The sequence below is a fragment of the Streptomyces sp. NBC_01214 genome (assembly GCF_026340975.1).
Lineage (GTDB): Bacteria > Actinomycetota > Actinomycetes > Streptomycetales > Streptomycetaceae > Streptomyces.
On sequence record NZ_JAPEOS010000002.1, the window covers coordinates 2,510,396 to 2,530,337 of the forward strand.

A 19,942-nucleotide genomic window follows, 5' to 3' on the forward strand; every position below is an offset into this window, starting at 1 on the left:
AGGAAGGCAGCCATGCCACAGGAGACTTCCAGCCGCACGACACCAGCCAAGGCATTCATCGTGCTCGGGCTATGTCTGGCTCTGCTGGGAGGCGTCGGGGCATGGCTGCTGCTCGGCAGGGGAGCCGCTGAACCGTGCAATGGCCTGGCCGGGGACGAACGTGTGCAGAAGTCAGTGGGCGCGGCCGTTAGCCCGGGCACGAGCTGCGCAGCTCTTGCCGAGGCCATAGTGAACGCATCGGCCGGGAACGCGCCTGGCCGTCACACCCAGGCTCAGGCCCAGGCGCTGAAGGACGTCCTCGTCGTCCTCGGTTCCGAAGATCCAGCGAAACTCACCCTGGATCCCGCCCTGCGTGTCCCTCTCGCCACCGCTCTGGCCGACTACGCACCCGATCTGCACGAGATGCTCGGCGGTATCGGCATCACCGACTTCCTGGCCAAGGCCGCACCCCAGGCCCCGCCGTGGCAGTCCGACGGCACCCACCACCTCACCGTCCTTCCCGACACCCTCAGGGGCATCGTCCGCGCTGTCGCGCAGGACCCCGAGGCCTACGCATTGCTGCGCATGACGGAGACCCGGACCACGGCGCAGCGGCTCGCGGCGGTCCCCGCCGACGCTGCGAACTACAGCCTCAGCGTTCCACCGACGGAGAGCGCACGAGCACTCGGCATCCTCGATGGAATCGCCGACGCGGTCACCCACGGCAAGGACAAGAGGCAGGTACGGGTGTGGCGCACGGCTGTCGTGGACACCCTGCTGGACGGACAGGCCTCCCCCAAGAGCGCTCAGGACCCCCGGGCCGCCCATCTCACGGCGGCATGGCTTCAGAATCTGAAAAATGCCTCCCAGGAGGAGCGCTTCGACCGGCTGCGTACACAAGGTGTCGACATGGCTCGTGAGTGGGCCCAGGAACGGAAGATGGATGAACAGACCCAGCAGGGACTGCTCGCCAAAGTCGAACGCAGCGCACTCAGCGCGTACCGAGAAGTCGAGCTCTGACCGCTGGGCACCACCCATTACGGCGGCCTCTCCGGACTCCTGCGCGTACCCGTCCACATCGCAGCAGCCCTGGCTTCCTGGGCAAGTATGGCTCTCGCGGCCTCACTCGGCGGGTACCCCTACCTCTTCGCTGCCCTCGCTGCGCTCTCCGTCGTGGCCGCGTGTCTCGCCCTGGTAGCAGCAGGAGAAGGACGTGTCCGGCCGCTGTCCAGGTCCGCTCCGAGCGGTAAACCAAGGTCACGTTTGCGCACGCCACACCCTGGACGATCCTGAGTGGACCTCTCAGCAGGAGCCTTCGGTTGCCTTGGCCGTGAGGTGGTGGTCCTGGCGGATGAACGGGAAGCGGCTGTTCGGATCGACTCGGGCCATGGTGACGCGTATGCAGTACTTCGTGTTGGTGTCCTCGGTCGAGATCGTGTAGTCGTGGCCATCGTCCTCGACAAGGGCCTGGGAGACGTCAAGGCCCAGGCCGGGCCCCGTACCGCTGTCCTCCACAGCGTCCCTGATCAGGGTTCCCAAGTGCATGTCGGGGCTTACGTACTGCGTGCTCCCGTTCAGGTCCTCGGCACCTTGGTGAACGGCCGTGCGTAGTTCGCCCTCGCTCCACCGGGAGCTGTTCCGGAGCCCGATCATCGCGCAGATGGCGACGATCGGCGCGATGACGATGAGCGCGAGACCGACCGGGTTGCGGTGGTTGTACACATACCGGTTCGTCCCCCATGCACTCCGCGCGAAGACGGGGTCCTCGCTCAACGGCCCTCCTCCAGGTCGTCGGCGGTGCTCAACGTCATGGGCGTCGGCATGGGCCCTCTGTGGCGGTCGCGATCACATGATGGCGTTCGAGGGCGGCAGGGAAGGGTTTGTCGGGGTCGACCGGGGTCAGGAGCAGGCGCATGCAGAACTTCGTATCGGTGTCCTGCGTGGAGATCGTGTAACCGGCGGGGCCGTCCCCGTACACGCTCACTCCATGGCCGGGTCCCGTGCGGCTCTCCTCGATGGCGTTGCGGATCAGGTAGTCCTGGGGTGCTTCGGGGCTCGCGTACTGGGGTTTGGCGTTCAGGGCGTCAGCGGCTCGGTGGACGGCCGTACGAAGCTCGCCCTCGCTCCAGTGCCAGCCGCTGTACAGCGAGTACAGAACACTGCTCGCGACGATCGGCGTGAGGACGATGAGGGCGCGGCCCAAACGGCTGCGCGGATTGTACACGTACTGTTTGGTGCGCTCGTGCCGTACGAACACGGGCTCGGTCTTCAATGCTCCTCCCTGATGTCGTGCGAGGTGCTGGTCTCCATGGGGCCGCCCTCTCAGGGAGGATGTTCGGCTTGGCCCTTCTCGCAGAGGCTCGCCGCCTCTGGTGCACGTACACGGCGGAAGCCGGCCCTCTCGAGCGGGGCGCCACCGCAGCTGATCGGCTCCCTGGCGCGGTTCTTCACGGTTGCTTTGCGCGTTATGTGGGCCAGGGCGTCGGAGCGCTGGAAGGCGGCGGCCAGGAGTGGGTGTATAGCGGTGGGCTCCACGGCGTGTTGGCGGTCTCCCGTTTGAAGGGGCCGGCCCGGTTGACAATGAGGATCACCATCGTGGCGGTGAAGACCAGGGTGATCACGATGAGCGCCAGCCCGATGGGATTATTGGGGTTGTAGTAGTAGCGGTTCGTCCCCCACTTGCTTCGCCTGAAGACGGGTTCGTCGTCGTAACGCATTTGCTGGATCCCTTGTCGACTGGTTGAGCGATCTGGAGGGGGTTCGGCACGGATATCTCTGCTGTCGCAGGCGACCCCTGTCCTGGCGAGCACACTTGGGGTGTGGATCTGAGACCGCCACCCGTGTGCCGCGCCATCACCTGTGCGAAATCCGCCACCAGCCCAGATCCTCCCCGCTTCCGCCATCCGGCATCCGGGCGGTGTTGCTCTCCTCTCGTGATCTGATCCTGCCCGTTCCGTGTGCGGCGGCGCATTGCCGGTGACCGGCAGCTTTTACGTCATCCTGATGCCGATGGCGGCGCCCCGCTCAGCGCGTGTCACCCTGGTCCCTGCGTCAAAGGCGCGTCAACAGGCGTGAGATCGGGGGAGCGACATGGCCGAGGCGGCAGCGCCAACAGAGCACGTGGTGGGGTGCGCTGAGATTCTGCTCGACGCCTGCGCCACGGGGCGTCGGCTCACCCGCGACGAGTTGGAGTCACGGAGGGCTCAGGGTGCCCGGGCGGCGGACGCGGGACTGGCGCTGCGTGGCCTGATTCGGGACCATCTGGCGGCAGCGCGGGAGGTGCATCCGCGGTTGCCGTCCGGGTCGGTGGGTCCGCTGCTGGCCGCCGTCGAACAGGCGGTGGATGCTTTCGCCGAGGGGTACGAGAGGGCGCAGCACCAGGCGGTGCGGCAGGAGGAGGCCGCGCGCCGGGAGTTCGTCGACGACCTGCTGTACGGTCGCAGTGACCTGGGCCGGCTGGCGGAGCGGGCCGAGCGGTTCGGGCTGCGGCTTTCGCAGGCCCACGCGGTGGCGGTCGCCGAGGGGTCCGAGCCGTACGGCGACGGCTACCCCGTGGCCCGCGGGATCGAGGAGACCGTCCTGGCCCGGTTCGGCAACCGGCAGATCCTTCTGACCACGAAGGACGGCAGGCTGATTTGCGTGGCTCCCGGTGACCAGCCGGACGTCCTGGCCTATTTCGCCAAGCAGGCGTACGCGGCCACGGACGGCGGACGCGTCGCGATAAGCCGGTCACACTCCGGTGCGGGCGGCGTCGTGCACGCGTACGAGGAGGCGCTCAACGCTCTCGATCTCGCGGAGCGGATGGGTCTGGAGGGGCCAGTGCTGCACTCGGCCGACCTGCTGGTCTATCCGGTCCTGACCCGGGACCGGCAGGCCATGGCCGAACTGGTGGAGAGTGTCCTCGGCCCGCTGCGGCAGGCCCGGGGCGGTGCCCAGCCGCTCTTGGACACGCTCACCGCGTACTTCGACAGCGGCTGCGTGGCGACCGAGGCGGCGCGGCGGCTTTCGCTGAGCGTGCGCGCGCTCACCTACCGGTTGGAGCGCATCCACACCCTCACCGCAGCCGACCCGGCGGATCCGCACAACCGCTACACCCTGCAGACCGCGGTGATCGGCGCTCGCCTACTGGGCTGGCCGGATACGGTGGCGTGACAGCGGCCGTCGACCGAGCTGGCCATTCCCGGTCGTACGGAGGGCGAGGCACCCTGACAGCGCCGGTCGGTAGATGACTTCGCCGACTGCGACCAGCGGGGGCGCTGCTCGCGGGCGCAGCCACCGCCGCACTGGTGGGTGAGGTGCTTCCTGGCAGCGTCGGGCCGTGCTGCACGCGGGGCACGGCCGCACGGGCTGGTACCCGTCAGGATGGGCGCAAGGCACGGAACGCCTCGTCGGCCAGGGCGGGGAGGTCGAGGGCGCCATCGCTTTGGACCCAGGCGGCGAGGGCCGTTGTCACGGCGCCGAGGGCGGCCGCCGCCACGACCCGGGTGGAGAGGTCGCTCTCGGCGGGGTTGCGTGACCTGAGAGCCTCGGCGAACAGCCGCTGCGTGGCGTACTGGTTGTCCCAGGTACGGGCGCGCAGGGCCGGTGTCTCGAAGATGAGCCTGGTGCGGATGAGCAGGGCGTCCTTGCCAGTGGCGTACACCGTCTCCAGGCCCTGGCTGAGGGCGTTGCAGACGGCGGTGAGGCTGTCCTCGTGAGGCGGTCGCTCCTCGATGAGCCGGGCGATCAGCGGGTCGTAGTCGTCGGACTCCACGACGGCTTCCTTGGTGGGGAAGTGCCGGAAGAACGTCATGTGGGAGACTCCGGCCGCGGCCGAGATCTCCTCGACGGTGGTGTTCTGGTAGCCCTGGTCCAGGAACAGGCGCAGCGCCTGTTCCTGGATCGTCCGGCGGGTCTGCGCCTTCTTCCGTTCACGCAGTCCGGGAGCCGGCGTGGGGGACGTACTCATGGGCCTGCTGCCTCCGGGCGTTCTCGGTGCTCGCTCACTGCATTGTGCCGTTCCCGAGTATGCGTGCCAGTGCCCTGTCCAGGGCGGCCGGCGATGTTCCGTGCCAGGCCAGGTGGGCGTCCGGTCGTACCAGCAGGCTGTGCTGTCGGCTTCCCGGCAGGGTGAGCGCGGTCAGGCCGCCGACGCCGAGGTGCCGCAGGGCGACGGCTCCCTGGGCCGCGGGTGCCGCTCTGGGCGTGAGCAGGGCCCAGCCCGTGCGCAGTTCCTCGTACAGGCGGGTGGGTGTGCCGTCCTGGCGGGTGCAGGCGAGGTCGGGTACGCGGTCGCCCGGGCGCGGGGCGGAGCCGGGGCGCTGACGGCCGGTACCGAGCGGGCCTTTGCGGTAGGTCAGGGTCAGCTGGGAGGACTTCTCCCAGAGCCGGCGTTGGACTGCGGGCCGGTTGAGCAGGGGGACGAAGACGTGATCACGCAAGGCCCGCGCCCACGTGGTCTGTCCGAGGACCACGCCGGTCATGGCGGTCGTGGATGCGAGTACCTCGCGTGCGATGGGCTTGCGTTCGGCCTCGTATGTGTCGAGCAGGCCGTCGCCGGACCGCCCTGAGGCGACCAGGGCAAGCTTCCAGGCCAGGTTCTCCGCATCGCCGAGGCCGGTGTTCATGCCCTGGCCGCCGAAGGGGCTGTGGATGTGCGCGGCGTCGCCGGCGAGCAGGATCCTGCCCTGGCGGTATGACGAGGCGAGGCGCCGGTGAATCCGGAACGTGGAGGTCCAGAGGACCTCGCGCACGGCGGTGCCGGGAATGCCGGCCTCGTGCAGGAGCAGCTTCGTCAGCGTCTCCATCGGGTCCGCGGCGGATCCGGCCGCTGCGGGCGCCATCAGGCGCCACACGTTCTCCCCCGGAAGCGGAAACGCCCCCAGCATCGCGTCTCCGCGCAGCCAGACCGCGACCGTGTCCCTGGGGATCGGCAGACGTGCCGTGACATCGGCCAGCAGGAAGCGTTCGACGACGGGCACGCCGGGGAAACCGATCCCGGCGGCCTTGCGTACGCGGCTGTGCGCGCCGTCGCACCCCACCAGCCAGTCGGCCCGCTCCTCAGCGTCGCCAAGGCGGAGGACGACCCGGTCCGAGCCTTGGCGCACCCCCAGCAGCTCGCGGCCCCATTCGACTTCGACACCGAGTTCGGCCAGGCGGTCCCGGAGCCGGGCCTCGACCTCGGCCTGGGACATGAGCAGGCCGGGCCTGGTCACCAGCTTCGTGGGCTGTCCCACGGGGAGTCTGGCCAGGGGCCTGCCGTCCACGTACGTGGTGACGTGGGCGATGCGCACCGACCGCTCGGGCAGGTCGCCAAGCGCCCCGAGACGGTCGAGCACCTCTGCCCCGCGAGGCTGAAGGCCCAGGGCCCGCGAGGTCGGAGCCGGTCCAGGCGCCTTGTCCAGCACCCGGACGCAGACTCCCGCCGCGCGTAGTCCGCAGGCCGTCGCCAGTCCGGTCGGCCCGGCACCGGCGATCACAACGGTCATCGTGGGCATGACAGCCACCTCTCGTTAGTCACTAACTTAAGTTAGACAGTAACGTCAGCTCCTGTCGCCCGCACCACCCTGCGATCGGCGTCAAAGCGGCGTAAAGACTGCCGGTGATCGGCAATGTGCGGCGGGCTCCCGTCGGGGCAGGATGGGCCGGGGCCGGACGGGCCCACGCACCTGATGCCGGGTGCCTGAAGGGAGGGGGAGGCGTGGACGAGTTCATCAGGGCCGTTCTGGGCTTCCCCACCGTGCCGTTCACGGCCGCCCTGGTCGTTGTCTTCGGGTTCTGGCTGCTCGTGCTGTGCGGGGCCGCGGATCACGACGGTGTCGGTGCCGATTCCGGCAGCAGTGCTCTCGGCATCGGCGGTGTGCCCGTCACGGTGTCGGCCTCGCTGCTGATCGGCCTGGCCTGGTTCACGAGCCTCACCGGCTCCGTGCTCCTTGCCCGTACAGGGTGGCCCGGCGCGCTGGTCCATTTCCTCGGCGTCGCACTGCTGTTCGCTTCGGTCTTCGTGTCCTGGCGCGTGACCCGACACGTCGTACGGCCCCTGGCCAAGCTCTTTCCCGACGAACCCGGTCCGTCCCGGCTGGACTTCGTCGGTCTGACCTGCGTTATTCGCACGGGGCGGGTGGACGCGGTCTTCGGCCAGGCCGAGGTCGCGGCAGGGGACGGCGCCACTTCGATCGTCCAGGTACGCCAGCACGGCAGCGACCCGCTCACGCTCGGCAGCACCGCGCTGCTTTACGCGTACGACGACGCAGGCGAGTTCTTCTGGGTCGCGCCCTTCGATGCGGCGCTCGACCCGCGCGGCTGATCCGCCGCTCTTTCTCAGCCTTCCCGGGCTTCTCAGCTTCGACTTCTCACGTGGGGACTCCTCATGGATGCCATCTCTTTGGGCCTTGGCACGCTCGTCATCGTCGTTCTCGTCCTCGTGATCGCGGCTCTGCTCGTGGTGACCCGGTTGTTCCGCAAGGTCGAGCAGGGCAAGGCCCTGATCGTCTCCAAGATGCGGAAGGTCGATGTGACCTTCACCGGTCAGGTCGTGCTGCCCGTACTGCACAAGGCCGAGATCATGGACATCTCGGTGAAGACCATCGAGATCTCCCGGACCGGCCGCGACGGTCTGATCTGCAAGGACAACATCCGCGCCGACATCCGCATCTCGTTCTTCGTCCGCGTCAACAAGACCGTCGAGGACGTCATCAAGGTCGCCCAGGCCATCGGCACCCAGCGGGCCTCGGACAAGGCGACCCTGCAGGAGCTGTTCAACGCGAAGTTCTCCGAGGCGCTCAAGACGGTCGGCAAGCAGCTCGACTTCACCGACCTCTACACGATGCGCAACGAACTGCGCGACCGGATCATCCACATCATCGGCACCGATCTGAACGGCTACAGCCTGGAGGATGCGGCGATCGACTATCTGGAGCAGACCCCCCTCGCCCAGCTGGACGCCGGCAACATCCTGGATGCCCAGGGCATCCGGAAGATCACCGAGCTGACGGCCGTCGAGAGCGTGCGTACCAACGAGTTCCGCCAGCACGAGCAGAAGGAACTCACCCGCCAGAACGTCGACGCCCGCGAGGCGATCCTGGAGCTGGAGCGCCGCCAGGCGGACGCGGAGATCAAACAGCGCCGCGAGATCGAGACGGTGCGGGCGCGGGAGGAAGCGGAGACCGCGCGAGTGGTGGAGGAGGAGCGGCTGCGGGCGCAGAGCGCCTTCCTCAAGACGGAGGAGCAGCTCGGCATCCAGCGCGAGAACCAGGCTCGCGAGGTGGCCGTCGCGCAGAAGAACCGCGAGCGGGTCATCGCCATCGAGAACGAGCGGATCGAGAAGGACCGTCTGCTGGAGGTCATCGCGCGGGAGCGGGAGACGCAGCTGACAAGGATCGCTGCCGACAAGGAGGTCGAGACCGAGAAGCGGGACATCGCCGAGGTCGTGCGGGAGCGGATCGCGGTGGACCGTACGGTCGCCGAGCAGGAGGAGTCCATCAAGCGGCTGCGGACGGTGGAGGAGGCCGAGCGGGAGCGGCAGGCCGTCGTCATCGCCGCCGAGGCGCAGGCCCAGGAGAAGCTGGTCAAGGACATCAAGGCGGCGGAAGCGGCCGAGCAGGCGGCTGTGCACCGGGCGGCCGAGGAACTCACCCTCGCCGAGGCCCGCAACAAGACCGCCGATCTCGACGCCCGCGCCAAGATCCGCCTCGCGGAGGGCATCCAGGCGGAGGCCGCCGCCGAGGGCCTGGCCGCCGTCGCCGTACGGGAGAAGGAAGCGGACGCGATCGAGAAGGCTGGCCGGGCCGAGGCCGGAGCCACGACGGCGCGGCTCAAGGCGGAGGCCGACGGCGCCCGCGAGATGGCACTCGCCGAGGCGACCGCCATCGGCGAGAAGCTGAAGGCGGAGGCGGAAGGCCTGACCGAGAAGGCGGCGGCCATGGCCGCGCTCGACGAGGCCTCGCGCGGCCACGAGGAGTACCGGTTGCGGCTGGAGGCGGAGAAGGAGATCCGGCTCGCCGGGCTGGACATGCAGCGCCAGGTCGCAGAAGCCCAGGCAACCGTCCTGGCGACCGGGCTGGAAAGCGCCGACATCAGCATCATCGGCGGCGAGTCGGCGTTCTTCGACCGCATCGTCGGAGCGATGTCGATGGGCCGGGCCGTGGACGGGTTCATGGACAACTCCCAGACCGCCCAGACCCTGGCCGGGCCCTGGCTGGACGGCTCCGGCTCCTTCACGGAAGACCTCACGAAGGCACTGGGCTCGGTGTCCACGTCCGACGTGCAGAACCTGACCGTCTCGGCCCTGCTGATGAAGCTCATGCCGACCGGATCGGGGCAGCTGGACGAGCTGATGGCCAAAGCCCGGCAGCTGGGCCTGGCCGACATGCCGGTGACCGCACTCGCCGGCCTGAACGGCACCGCCAAGAGCTGACCGCCACGGGGGTGCGGTCACGTTCCGGAGCCGCCGCGGAGGGGTCGGCGGCTCCGGAAGAGCACCACTTTGCATACGAGGGAGCTGGAACACATGACCACGGCCACGGCGATGGACGCCCGTACGTCCGAGGTGCTGCGCGACCGGCTGGCGGCGCAGGCCGGCGAGCTGGCCCGGCGCGCGGAGGCCCTCAACACCGTCAGGATCGCCGAGTTCGGCGGAGCCGGGCTCACGCTTTCGGGCTCCGAGCGCATCCGCACCGAGCACCGTCGTGTACCCCGCGACATCGCCGCCATCGGGGACGTGCTGCTCTTCGGCTTCAACGGCGCCCCCAGCCAGGGGCGGGAGATGTCCGTCGGGGACGTGCTCGCCCTGTACGACCGCGACCTGAGCCCGCTCCCCGAGGGTGCCGCGCCCGGCCTCCTCGACGACCCGGGCTTCATCCGGGAGTTCGGGGCGCTGCACCGTTACTACCAGGCCGCGCGCCTGCTCCAGCTCCGCCACGTCGACGGCAAGCTGCTGGCCGTCTTCCAGACCGGAGAGCAGGCCGAGGACATCCGCGTCCTGCGCTGGTCCCTCACCCCGTCCGGCGAGGCACGGTTCCTGGATGCCCAGGGCGAGCGCGACCACGTCTTCCCGCCCGCTCACGACGTCGAGTGGCGGGAGACCACCCGGGACGACCACGTTCTGGGCCGCCACCCTCACACCTCCATCGGGGGGCGGCTCTTCGTCTCGACTGTCGGCGGGGCGCTCACCGTCAAGACCGTCGACGACACCGAGACCGGCGAGGGCATCCACCGCGAGCCGGTCGACGAGCCGCTGCAGTCCCTCGCCGATGCCGAGATCGCCTACGCCACCGTGGGCTCGCTGATCCTGCTGCGGATCCGCCCCTACAAGGAGCAGACCAGCCGTCACTTGGTCTTCAACACCGTCACGAACACCGTTGTCCGCCTCGACGGCATCGGCCAGTCCTGCCGCCGGCTGCCGGACGACGAGGGCATCGTCTTCCCCGGCGGCTACTGCCTCGCGTCGGGCACCGTGAAGACCTTCGACACGGACACGACGGACCTGGAATTCGAGAAGGCCGTGTGCGCTCCCAACGGCGAGGACGTCCTCTTCACCTTCCACGCCCGCGCAGAAGGACGCGGCCTGCTGCTCTCCTACAACCTCATCCGCAAGGAGGTCGCCGCCCCCATCTCCTGCCACGGCCATGCCCTGTTCGACGACGGCGCTCTCGTCGTCCTGCGCGCCGGCGTCGCCGAGCCCGCCCGTATGCACTCCGTGCAGATCTGGCACACCCCCTACACCTCCGACACCTACGCCTCATCCTCCGGAAACGGCCCGCTCGCCCGCATCGGCAACGCCGACCTGGTGCGGGGCATCGCCGACTGCCTTTCCATCGCACGCCAAGCCACAGAGACCGAAGCCACGCACTCCGGGGCGGTGTACGAGACGCTGCTCGCCGCCTGCGTCCGGGCCGCCGACCGGTTCCCCTGGCTCGGCGACGCCGAGACCGGGGACCTGCGCGGCCCCCTCGAAGAGGTCCGGTCCACCACCGCACACGTACTGGAGGAATTCGAGAGCGTCCAGGTCCTCACCCGGCAAGCTGCCGACGCCCTCGCCGAATCCGCTCAGTCGATCGCCCGGCTGATCCGCCGTATCCGCGGCGAGGCCCCGGCCACCGCCGAGGAGTGGATCGACCGCATCACCGAACTGCGCCGGGCACAGGGTCGTTTGATCACCCTCAAGGAGATGCGGTACGCGGACACCGACGGCATCGAGGCCCTGGCCGCCAACGTGGAGGGCGACATCACCTCCACGGCCCAGCGTGCCGTCGCCTTCCTGCACCGCGAGAACGCCTTCACCGCCCATCACGCCGAGGCCGAACAGCTCACCACCGACGCCGAGGGCATCACCACCGTCGCCGAGGCCGTCCCCGTCGAGGAGCGGCTGGAGGAGCGGACCTTCGGCCTCCAGACCCTCGTCGAGGTCGTCGCGGGCCTGGACATCGGTGACGCGACCGTACGCACCACCATCCTGGAGCGGATCGCCGAGGTCCTCGGGTCCGTGAACCGGGCCCGCGCCACGCTCGGCGCCCGCCGCCGAGAACTCCTCGACCGCGAAGGGCGGGCCGAGTTCGCAGCCGAGTTCGCGCTCCTGGGCCAGGCCGTCACCGGCGCTCTGGCCGCCGCCGCCACGCCCGAGGATTGCGAGGCCCAGCTCGCCCGACTGCTCCTCCAACTGGAGAACCTGGAGTCGCGCTTCGCCGAGCACGACGGATTCCTCGCCGAGATCACCGAGAAGCGGACCGAGATCCACGACGCGTTCTCCTCGCGCCAGCAGACCCTCCGGGACGCCCGCGCCCGGCGCGCCGAAGCCCTCTCCGAGTCCGCGCGCCGGGTTCTGGAGACGGTCACCCGCCGGGCATCGGGGCTGGAGAACCTCGACGAGATCAACACATACTTCGCCTCGGACCCGATGGCGGCCAAGGTCCGCCGCACCGCCGACGAACTGCGGCAGCTCGGCGATTCGGTCAGGGCGGAGGAACTGGCGGGCCGCCTGCTGGCCGCCCGCCAGGAGGCCGGACGTGCCCTGCGCGACCGCGGCGACCTGTTCACGGACGGCGGCGACACGATCCGCCTGGGCCGCCACAGCTTCGCCGTCACCCGCCAGGCCCCCGAGCTGACCCTCGTACCGCACCAGGACGGCCTGGCCTTCGCCCTGAACGGCACCGACTACCGCCACCCGGTCACCGACCCGGAGTTCGCCGCCACCCGGCCCTACTGGGGTCGGCTGCTGCCGTCCGAGTCACCCCGGGTGTACCGGGCGGAGCACCTGGCCGCGCGGCTGCTGGCCGAGCACGGCGCCGATGCCCTCGCCGCCGCTGACCTGCCCACGCTCGTACGGCAGGCCGCCGAAGCCGCGTACGACGAGGGCTACGAGAGGGGCGTCCACGACCACGACGCCACCGCGATCCTCACCGTGCTGCTGAGGCTGCGCGAGAGCGCCGGACTGCTGCGCTACCCTCCGCGCGAGCGCGCGGCGGCCGCTCTGTTCTGGGCCCACGGCACGACGGAGGGTTTCCGTGACCACTTCGCCCGTCGCGCGGTGTCCCTGGCCAGGGCTCGCGAGACTTTCGGGCTCACCCCCGCCATCGACGGACTGCTGGCCGAACTCACCTCCGAGGTAACCCGGTTCACCGAGGAGGCCGATGTCGGCCGCGCTGCCGAATACCTCTTCGAGGAGTTGGTTTCCGGTCCCGCCGGATTCGCGGTGTCCGCCTCGGCCCGCATCCTCCTCGAGAAGTTCCACCGCAGCGTAGGGGCATCGCCGTACGAGCAGGACCTGGCCGCACTCCCCGACCCGGCCGTACGCCGGCACCTCGTCGAGGGCTGGCTCACCTCCTACGCGGCGGCCTGCGGCGAGGACATCGACGCAGGCGACATCGCCGAGGCCGCGGCCGTCGAACTGTGCCCCTCCCTGGAGCGCTACGACGTCACCGGCGAGACCACGGCAACCGTCACCGGCCTGCTCGGCACCCATCCGCAGATCACCGGGCGCTCCCTGAACCTGAGGCTGGACGAATTCCTCTCCCGTACCACTGACTTCGCGGCCGAGGCCGTCCCGGGCTTCCGTACCTACCAGCAGCGCCGCAGCACCCTCCTCGCGTCGATGCGCACCCAGATGCGCGTCGACGCGTACCGGCCCCGGGTCATGTCCTCCTTCGTCCGCAACCGCCTCGTCGACGAGGTCTACCTCCCCCTCATCGGCGACAGCCTCGCCAAGCAGCTGGGCGCGGCCGGGGACGCCAAGCGCACCGACAGCAGCGGCCTGCTCCTGCTCGTCTCCCCGCCCGGCTACGGCAAGACCACGCTCCTGGAGTACGTAGCCGAGCGCCTCGGGCTGCTCCTGGTCAAGGTGGACGGACCGGCCCTCGGCCACCACACGACCTCCCTCGACCCGGCCGAGGCCCCGGATGCCGCCGCCCGCCGCGAACTGGAGAAGATCGCCTTCGCGCTCACCGCCGGGAACAACGTGCTGCTCTACCTGGACGACATCCAGCACACCTCGCCCGAGCTGCTCCAGAAGTTCATCCCGCTGTGCGACGCGACCCGCACCCTGAACGGGCACGACCTGCGCGGCAAGCGGTTCGCCGTCTGCATGGCCGGCAACCCGTACACCGAGTCGGGGCAACGCTTCCGCATCCCCGACATGCTCGCGAACCGCGCAGACGTCTGGAACCTCGGGGACGTTCTGACCGGCAAGGAGGACGCCTTCGCCCTCAGCTTCGTCGAGAACGCCCTCACCTCCAACCCGGTCCTCGCCCCACTCGCCGCCCGAGACCGCGCCGACCTGGATCTGCTCGTACGCCTCGCCGACGACGACCCCACTGCCCGACGCGACCGGCTCACCCACCCCTACCCGTCGGCCGAACTGGACCGGATCCTCGCCGTCCTGCGCCACCTGCTCACCGCCCGGCAGACGGTCCTCGCGGTCAACGACGCCTACATCGCCTCCGCGGCCCAGACCGACGCGAGCCGCACCGAGCCGCCCTTCCGACTCCAAGGCTCCTACCGCAACATGAACAAGATCGCGGCTCGCATTTCACCTGCAATGAACGACGCCGAACTGACCGCGCTGATCGACGACCACTACACATCGGAGGCCCAAACCCTCACCACCGGAGCCGAGGCCAACCTCCTCAAGCTCGCCGCCCTCCGGGGTGCCCTCACCCATGGCCAGGCGACCCGCTGGGCCGAGATCACCGCCTCGTATGTCCGCTCGCAGGCTCTCGGCGGCTCCGGCGACGACCCCCTGAGCCGGGCGGTGGCCGCACTCGGCCTGCTCGCCGACCGGGTAGCCGCCGTGGAGAATGCCATCACTCGCGCCACCGACTCCCGCCACCTGCCCATCCGCCCGAACGGCAGGCATGCGGCCCGCGAGGAGTGAGTCGCCTCAGGCATCGGAGTGGCGTCCGTGATCGTCTGCGAAGGCGACGAAGACCTGCTACAGCCTGCCCTGGGTGTGGAGGAAGCGCTGGTCGAGGATGACGGCGAGGTCCTCCAGCGCGGTGCGGAGCACGGCGGCGGACAGCATGACGTCGGGCGCGTCCGTGTCGATCTGCTCCGCCGTGAGATGCGTGCGCGAGAGGTGGGACAGCCTGAGTGCCGGCGCCCGGCGGCTGGCCGGCGCCGGGTAGATGCCGAGTGTCCAGGAAACCGTTGCGGTCAGCAGGGAGAAGCCGACGAAGGCTTCCAGTGGGGCGAGGATCCGCAGCCATCCCTCGGTGGGCGCGATGTCACCGAGGCCGAGCGCCGAGATGTTGACCAAGGAGATGTAGAGGGCGTCCGTGAACGACGAGTGCTCGGCGGGGACCAGAGCCCGGCGGTGTAGGTGAACGCCTGCGGCATGTGCGGCCAGTAGATCAGTGCCCATCCCATGACCACGGCCAGCGCCCACACCGCTACGACAGCGACCATCGCGATCGGGCCGGCCAGTCAGGACGCACGACGGCGTGAGGCCACCGAAGCGGACAGCCGCCACAGCCCCGTCATGACCAGCCTGCTCGGACCGCCGTGGTTCGTCGGATGCAGCAGCGTGTGGAAGACATCCCGCAGGACGAACAGCACCAGGGCCGCCCCGCGATGTCGACCATCCCATTCACCTGACACTCCTTTCGCCCGCCGCGGCCCTCTCACCCAATGACCTATCGGTCCGAACCGCAGCAGATCAGGCAGGCTCGTTCGCTCAGTGGAACCTCAAATCCGGATAACGATCGCATCACCAGCCCTTGGGTTTCCAGGGCGCGGGCCCTGGTGAGTGATCCACGTCACTAAAGAATCCATAAAGAGCGTGCTAAGAATGCGCAACTCCGCTTTCGGTACCACCCCTCGCCGGATCGCGGAGTGCCGGCATGCACCGGCTCTGCACGGCCAGGGAGGTCACGGTCCGAGTCCGCGGATCGAGACGCCCAGGGTCGCCGATCGGACAACGGCGTTCGCTCCATGCCCGCCCGCACTCACACCGTCGCACCGCACTGCGCCGGTTCTGCGCCATCGAGGTAAAGCCTGATGTCACTCGACACCATCACCACCTCCGTAGACGAAGCCGTCAGCGGATTCTTCGAGCCCATCGCCAAGTGGCTCGGAGACATCGTCTTCTACTCCGTCCCCGTCGGAGGAACCCAGCTTCCACTGATCGTCGCCTGGCTCGTGGTGGCCGGCCTGGTCTTCTCGGGCTGGTTCGGGCTGGTGCAGATACGCAAGTTCCGCCTGGCGGTGAACGTGGTGCGCGGCAAGTACGACGAGAAGGGGTCGGCCGGTGAGGTCAACCACTTCCAGGCGCTGACCGCGGCCGTCTCCGGCACCGTCGGCCTCGGCAACATCGCGGGTGTGGCGGTGGCCGTCTCCATCGGTGGCCCGGGCGCCACCTTCTGGATGATCCTCTGCGGCCTGCTGGGCATGGCGACGAAGTTCGTCGAGGTCACCCTCGGCGTGAAGTACCGCGAGGTGCACGCCGACGGCTCCGTCTCCGGCGGCCCGATGCACTACCTGCCCAAGGGCCTGGCCGAGCGCTTCGGCGCCCGCGGCAAGACCCTCGGCAAGGTCCTGGCGGTCCTCGCCTCCGCGATGATCCTGTTCTTCGGTCTCTTCGGCGGCAACCTCTTCCAGGTCAACCAGTCCTACGCGCAGCTGGTCTCCGTCACCGGCGGCGAGAGCGGCATGATGGGCTCCTCGGCCGGCGCCCTGTTCTTCGGCATCCTGATCGCCGCGATCGTCGGCATCGTGCTCCTCGGCGGCATCCGCTCCATCGCCTCCGTCACCAGCAAGCTCGTTCCCGCGATGGCCGGCATCTACATCGTCGCCTGCATCGTGGTCATCCTCGTCAACGTCTCCGCCGTACCGTCCGCGATCTCCACGATCATCGAGGGTGCCTTCAACCCCGAGGGTGTCGCCGGTGGTGTCCTCGGTGCGCTGATCATCGGTTTCAAGCGGGCCGCGTTCTCCAACGAGGCCGGTCTCGGCTCCGCGCCGATCGCGCACTCCGCGGTCAAGACCAAGCACCCCGCCAGCGAGGGCCTGGTCGCGCTGCTGGAGCCGTTCATCGACACGGTCGTCATCTGCACCATGACCGCCCTGACGATCGTCATCGCCAACCCGGCCAGCTGGGGCGAGGCCCGCAAGGGCGAAGGCGTCGGCGGCGTGACGATCACCTCGGACGCCTTCGGCACGGTCCTGCCCTGGTTCCCGTACATCCTCACCATCGCGGTGATGCTGTTCGCCATCTCCACGGTGCTGACCTGGGGCTACTACTGCATGAAGGCCTGGACGCACCTCTTCGGCCGCAGCAGGACCAGCGAGCTGACCTTCAAGGTCTTCTACACGTTGTTCGCGGTCGCCGGTTCGCTGCTTACCCTGCAGACCCTGATCGACATGGCCGACGCGGTGCTGTTCATGCTCGCGGTCATCAACATCATCGGCCTGTACCTGCTGGCCCCCGTGGTCAAGCGGGAACTCAACACCTTCCTCGACTTCGTCCGCCGCCGCGACGCCGGCCTGGACACCGAAGCCGACGAGGACGAAGACCAGGAGCCGGTGAAGACCACCGTCTGACCGTCCCCCCGGCGGCCCGGCTCCTGAGTGGGCTCGTACATACCTCGCGCCTTGGTGTGTACGAGCCCACTCATCTGCGTTTCAGCAGGTGAGAACCCCTCTGGTGGTATCCGGGCATCTCCCATAGGGTGTAAAGAACGCGTCAATGGGGCAGCCGAGCTGCCGGTGACGCGCGGTGTGCCGGGAAGTCTGGTCGGCGATGTAGGGGCCGTGTGCCCATTTCCAGCCGACGCCCCGGAAGGCCACCCCAATGATCGACCCGCGCCCGCGCATCGTCTTCGGACTCATGCCGTGGCCCGAACGCCAGGCCATCGCCTCCGCCCTGCGCACCGAAACGATCGGTGGCCTCGTCCTGCTGGCGGCAGCAGTCGTGGCCCTGGTCTGGGCCAACAGCCCGTGGAGCGGGGGGTACGAGGCGATACGTGACTTCCACTTCGGGATACCCGCCCTCGGGCTGGAACTGTCGGTCGGGCACTGGACCGCCGACGGGCTCCTGGCGGTCTTCTTCCTCGTCGCCGGCATCGAACTCAAGCGCGAACTCGTCGTCGGCGAGCTACGTACCCCCGCCACGGCGGCCCTCCCGGTCGTCGCCGCCGCATGCGGCATGATCGTGCCCGCCGCCCTGTACGCACTCACCGCCGGTCTGGGGGGCGGCAGCCTCGACGGCTGGGCCGTGCCGATGGCCACCGACATCGCTTTCGCACTCGCTGTCCTCGCCGTCATCTCCACCCACCTCCCCTCCGCCCTGCGCGCCTTCCTGCTCACCCTGGCCGTCGTCGACGACCTCGGCGCCATCCTCATCATCGCGATCTTCTTCACCAGCGACCTGAACTTCTGGGCGCTGGGCGGAGCCTTCGCAGGCCTGGGAGTCTTCTACCTGCTCCAGCGGCTCCGGGTCCGCGGCTGGTGGTTTTACGTACCGCTCGGTATCGCGATCTGGGCCCTGATGTACAACAGCGGCATCCACGCCACCGTCGCGGGCGTCGCCATGGGGCTCATCCTGCGGACGACCCGCGACAAGGGCGAGGAAATCTCCCCGGGGGCCCGCGTATCGCACCTGGTGCACCCGTTCTCGGCAGGCGTCGCGGTGCCGCTCTTCGCCCTCTTCGCCGCCGGCGTCAGCATCTCCGGACCCGCGCTGGCCGAAGTGTTCACCAGCCCCGAGCCCCTCGGCGTCTTCATCGGCCTCGTCGTCGGCAAGGTCCTCGGCATCTTCCTCGGCACCTACCTCGCCGCCCGCTTCACCAAGGCGGAGCTCAACCCCGACCTCGCATGGGCCGACGTCCTCGGCCTCTCCGTCCTGGCCGGGATCGGCTTCACCGTCGCCCTCCTCATCGGCGAACTGGCCTTCCCCGGCCAAGAGGTCGGTGAGCACGTCAAGGCCGCCGTCCTGATCGCCTCCCTCACCGCGGCCGTGCTCGCCGCCGTCCTGCTCCGGCGCAGGAACAAGATCTACCGGAGTCTGTACGAGGAGGAGACCCTCGACGCCGACGCCGACGGGATACCCGACATCTACCGGCGCACCCTCACGCCCGGCTCCAACGGCTGACGCGAAGGAGAGTGCAGGCGGGCGCAGCACTCCTGGGGCCGGCGATCGTCATCGCCGCCCTCGTGATCAGGACAGCGGTCACCGAGCTGCGAGAACCCGGGGCCGGGCGTCGAGAGCGGCGATTTCTGTGGGATCCGCGTGCGTGGGCGGCCGGGGCGATGGTGGCATGTGTTCTCGCCCTGGCCAGCTGGCGGTCGGCCGGGTCGCCGGCCGCTGCCCTGGGCGTAGCTGGCGGGGACCTTGGTCGCGTACACCAGCGGCGGACGCCCACCTTCGGACTGACTCCCGCACGACCGTTGTCGTCAGACACTTTCGGCTGCCGCCCGACGTTGAACGGCAGCACACCGCGCGCGAGCGGGCACCGTTCCCCACGGTCGGCGCGGACTGGCAGGAGCGCCGAGGGTGTCTTCCTGTCGGCTCAGCCGTGGCCGGCCCGTGAGCCCAGCATGACCAGGCCCGTGATGAGCGTGGCGAGGCCAATGACCAGTACCGGAAAACCGGGGCCCGGCAGGGCGTACAGCAAGGCGCCGGCCAGCGTCACAGGAACGCCGACGATCACGAGGACGACCGCCATACGGCGTTCCGTGAGGTTGCGTCGCACCCACCCAAGGAGCCTGCCTCCAGGCATCGCGGTCAACTCTTCGCCCGCGAGTTCACGCTGCGGGAGGTCCGTTCGGCGCGCAGGAAGCACGCTGCGGCCGCCACCACGAAACCGAAGCCCAGACCCGTGCAGGCCATGACGACGCCCGAGGGTGCGTCGATCATGCGCGGGACGGCGTTCAGCGGCATCACGGCATAGAGGCAGAGGAGGGCCCATGCGTAGGGACGAACGGCCAGCCGCCGCCCCCGGAGCCCGCGCGGCGTCCAGCCGCTGAGCACTGCCAGCGCCAGGGGGAGCACGAGCAGTGTGCCTACCGCCAGCGCGATGCCGTGGTACAGCGGATTTCCGTTCATGGACACCTCTCTGATGCGTATGCCCACGATAGACGGCCGATAAGTGACGCATTCATGCCGGGTTCCGGCAATGTATGGCAGTCCGAACTGCCGTCAGAGCCCCGTCAAGACGACGACGTAAGGGATACGTGAAGCAGCCGGTGGAGTGCCAGGAAGTCTGGGCGGCGGTCTTGGAACTCACTCACGGCTTGGTGGGCCATGGTCACCGTGCTCATCTGGGGCATCAGCTTGATTGCCGACCAACTCGCCTCCCTCTCGGCATGTGCGGTCAGCGCCGCTCTGCTGACCGGTCTCGGGGAAAGCGGCGACTGGCTCCGTAGGCGCTGGTCCTCAGCCAGGTCGGCAAGGGGGCGCCGAGAACCGTGGTGGTCGGGACGAGGTGCCGGGCCAGGGACGTGATCACTGGCCGGCGCACAGGGGGGATCCTGCCGGGCGCTCCCGCTGCGCACATGT

At 69.3% G+C, this 19,942-nt stretch carries 15 protein-coding genes; 7 read left to right on the plus strand and 8 right to left on the minus strand.

What is annotated here, in order from left to right:
* Positions 1–12: 12 nt before the first annotated feature.
* The gene (locus tag OG594_RS35980) at positions 13–999 is read left to right on the plus strand and encodes a hypothetical protein (RefSeq protein ID WP_266606545.1); all 987 of its coding nucleotides are present in this window, start codon (positions 13–15) and stop codon (positions 997–999) included.
* Between the two features lie 282 nt (positions 1,000–1,281).
* Here the strand turns inward: OG594_RS35980 and OG594_RS35985 are convergent, their stop codons facing one another.
* The 3 genes from OG594_RS35985 to OG594_RS35995 form a co-directional block, all read right to left on the minus strand.
* Positions 1,282–1,752, minus strand: a complete 471-nt coding sequence (locus tag OG594_RS35985) for a hypothetical protein (protein ID WP_266606546.1) — start codon at positions 1,750–1,752, stop codon at positions 1,282–1,284.
* A 34-nt stretch (positions 1,753–1,786) separates the two neighbouring features.
* Positions 1,787–2,251, minus strand: coding sequence for a hypothetical protein (locus OG594_RS35990; RefSeq protein ID WP_266606547.1), 465 nt, complete (start codon positions 2,249–2,251; stop codon positions 1,787–1,789).
* 193 nt (positions 2,252–2,444) lie between these two features.
* The gene (locus OG594_RS35995) at positions 2,445–2,696 is read right to left on the minus strand and encodes a hypothetical protein (protein ID WP_252310243.1); all 252 of its coding nucleotides are present in this window, start codon (positions 2,694–2,696) and stop codon (positions 2,445–2,447) included.
* A gap of 373 nt (positions 2,697–3,069) precedes the next feature.
* Between OG594_RS35995 and OG594_RS36000 the strand changes: the two genes are divergently transcribed.
* On the plus strand, positions 3,070–4,131 hold the full coding sequence (locus OG594_RS36000; RefSeq protein ID WP_266606548.1) for a CdaR family transcriptional regulator: 1,062 nt from the start codon (positions 3,070–3,072) through the stop codon (positions 4,129–4,131).
* A 205-nt stretch (positions 4,132–4,336) separates the two neighbouring features.
* Here OG594_RS36000 and OG594_RS36005 read toward each other — a convergent pair whose 3' ends face one another.
* Entirely contained in the window at positions 4,337–4,927 is a 591-nt protein-coding gene (locus tag OG594_RS36005) for a TetR/AcrR family transcriptional regulator (protein WP_266606549.1), read from the minus strand.
* 34 nt (positions 4,928–4,961) lie between these two features.
* Positions 4,962–6,455 (minus strand): FAD-dependent monooxygenase, encoded by a 1,494-nt coding sequence (locus tag OG594_RS36010; protein WP_266606550.1) that lies wholly within the window; start codon positions 6,453–6,455, stop codon positions 4,962–4,964.
* 203 nt (positions 6,456–6,658) lie between these two features.
* Between OG594_RS36010 and OG594_RS36015 the strand changes: the two genes are divergently transcribed.
* From OG594_RS36015 to OG594_RS36025, 3 genes are all read left to right on the plus strand, one after another.
* On the plus strand, positions 6,659–7,264 hold the full coding sequence (locus tag OG594_RS36015; protein ID WP_252310247.1) for a hypothetical protein: 606 nt from the start codon (positions 6,659–6,661) through the stop codon (positions 7,262–7,264).
* Positions 7,265–7,327: 63 nt separating this feature from the next.
* On the plus strand, positions 7,328–9,373 hold the full coding sequence (locus OG594_RS36020; RefSeq protein ID WP_266444503.1) for a flotillin family protein: 2,046 nt from the start codon (positions 7,328–7,330) through the stop codon (positions 9,371–9,373).
* A 93-nt stretch (positions 9,374–9,466) separates the two neighbouring features.
* The gene (locus OG594_RS36025) at positions 9,467–14,323 is read left to right on the plus strand and encodes a DNA repair ATPase (protein ID WP_266606551.1); all 4,857 of its coding nucleotides are present in this window, start codon (positions 9,467–9,469) and stop codon (positions 14,321–14,323) included.
* Positions 14,324–14,380: 57 nt separating this feature from the next.
* Here OG594_RS36025 and OG594_RS47200 read toward each other — a convergent pair whose 3' ends face one another.
* The gene (locus tag OG594_RS47200; protein ID WP_323185393.1) at positions 14,381–14,809 is read right to left on the minus strand and encodes a potassium channel family protein; all 429 of its coding nucleotides are present in this window, start codon (positions 14,807–14,809) and stop codon (positions 14,381–14,383) included.
* Between the two features lie 635 nt (positions 14,810–15,444).
* On the opposite strand from OG594_RS47200, the gene OG594_RS36035 reads away from it, so the two are divergent.
* Together OG594_RS36035 and nhaA are read left to right on the plus strand one after the other, a co-directional pair.
* On the plus strand, positions 15,445–16,986 hold the full coding sequence (locus tag OG594_RS36035; RefSeq protein WP_266606552.1) for a sodium:alanine symporter family protein: 1,542 nt from the start codon (positions 15,445–15,447) through the stop codon (positions 16,984–16,986).
* A 250-nt stretch (positions 16,987–17,236) separates the two neighbouring features.
* Complete coding sequence (gene nhaA / locus OG594_RS36040; protein ID WP_266606553.1) at positions 17,237–18,535, plus strand: Na+/H+ antiporter NhaA; 1,299 nt, start codon at positions 17,237–17,239, stop codon at positions 18,533–18,535.
* Positions 18,536–18,953: 418 nt separating this feature from the next.
* Here the strand turns inward: nhaA and OG594_RS36045 are convergent, their stop codons facing one another.
* Positions 18,954–19,109, minus strand: a complete 156-nt coding sequence (locus OG594_RS36045; protein WP_266353990.1) for a hypothetical protein — start codon at positions 19,107–19,109, stop codon at positions 18,954–18,956.
* Positions 19,110–19,168: 59 nt separating this feature from the next.
* Complete coding sequence (locus tag OG594_RS36050; protein ID WP_266353991.1) at positions 19,169–19,489, minus strand: hypothetical protein; 321 nt, start codon at positions 19,487–19,489, stop codon at positions 19,169–19,171.
* Positions 19,490–19,942 lie beyond the last annotated feature (453 nt).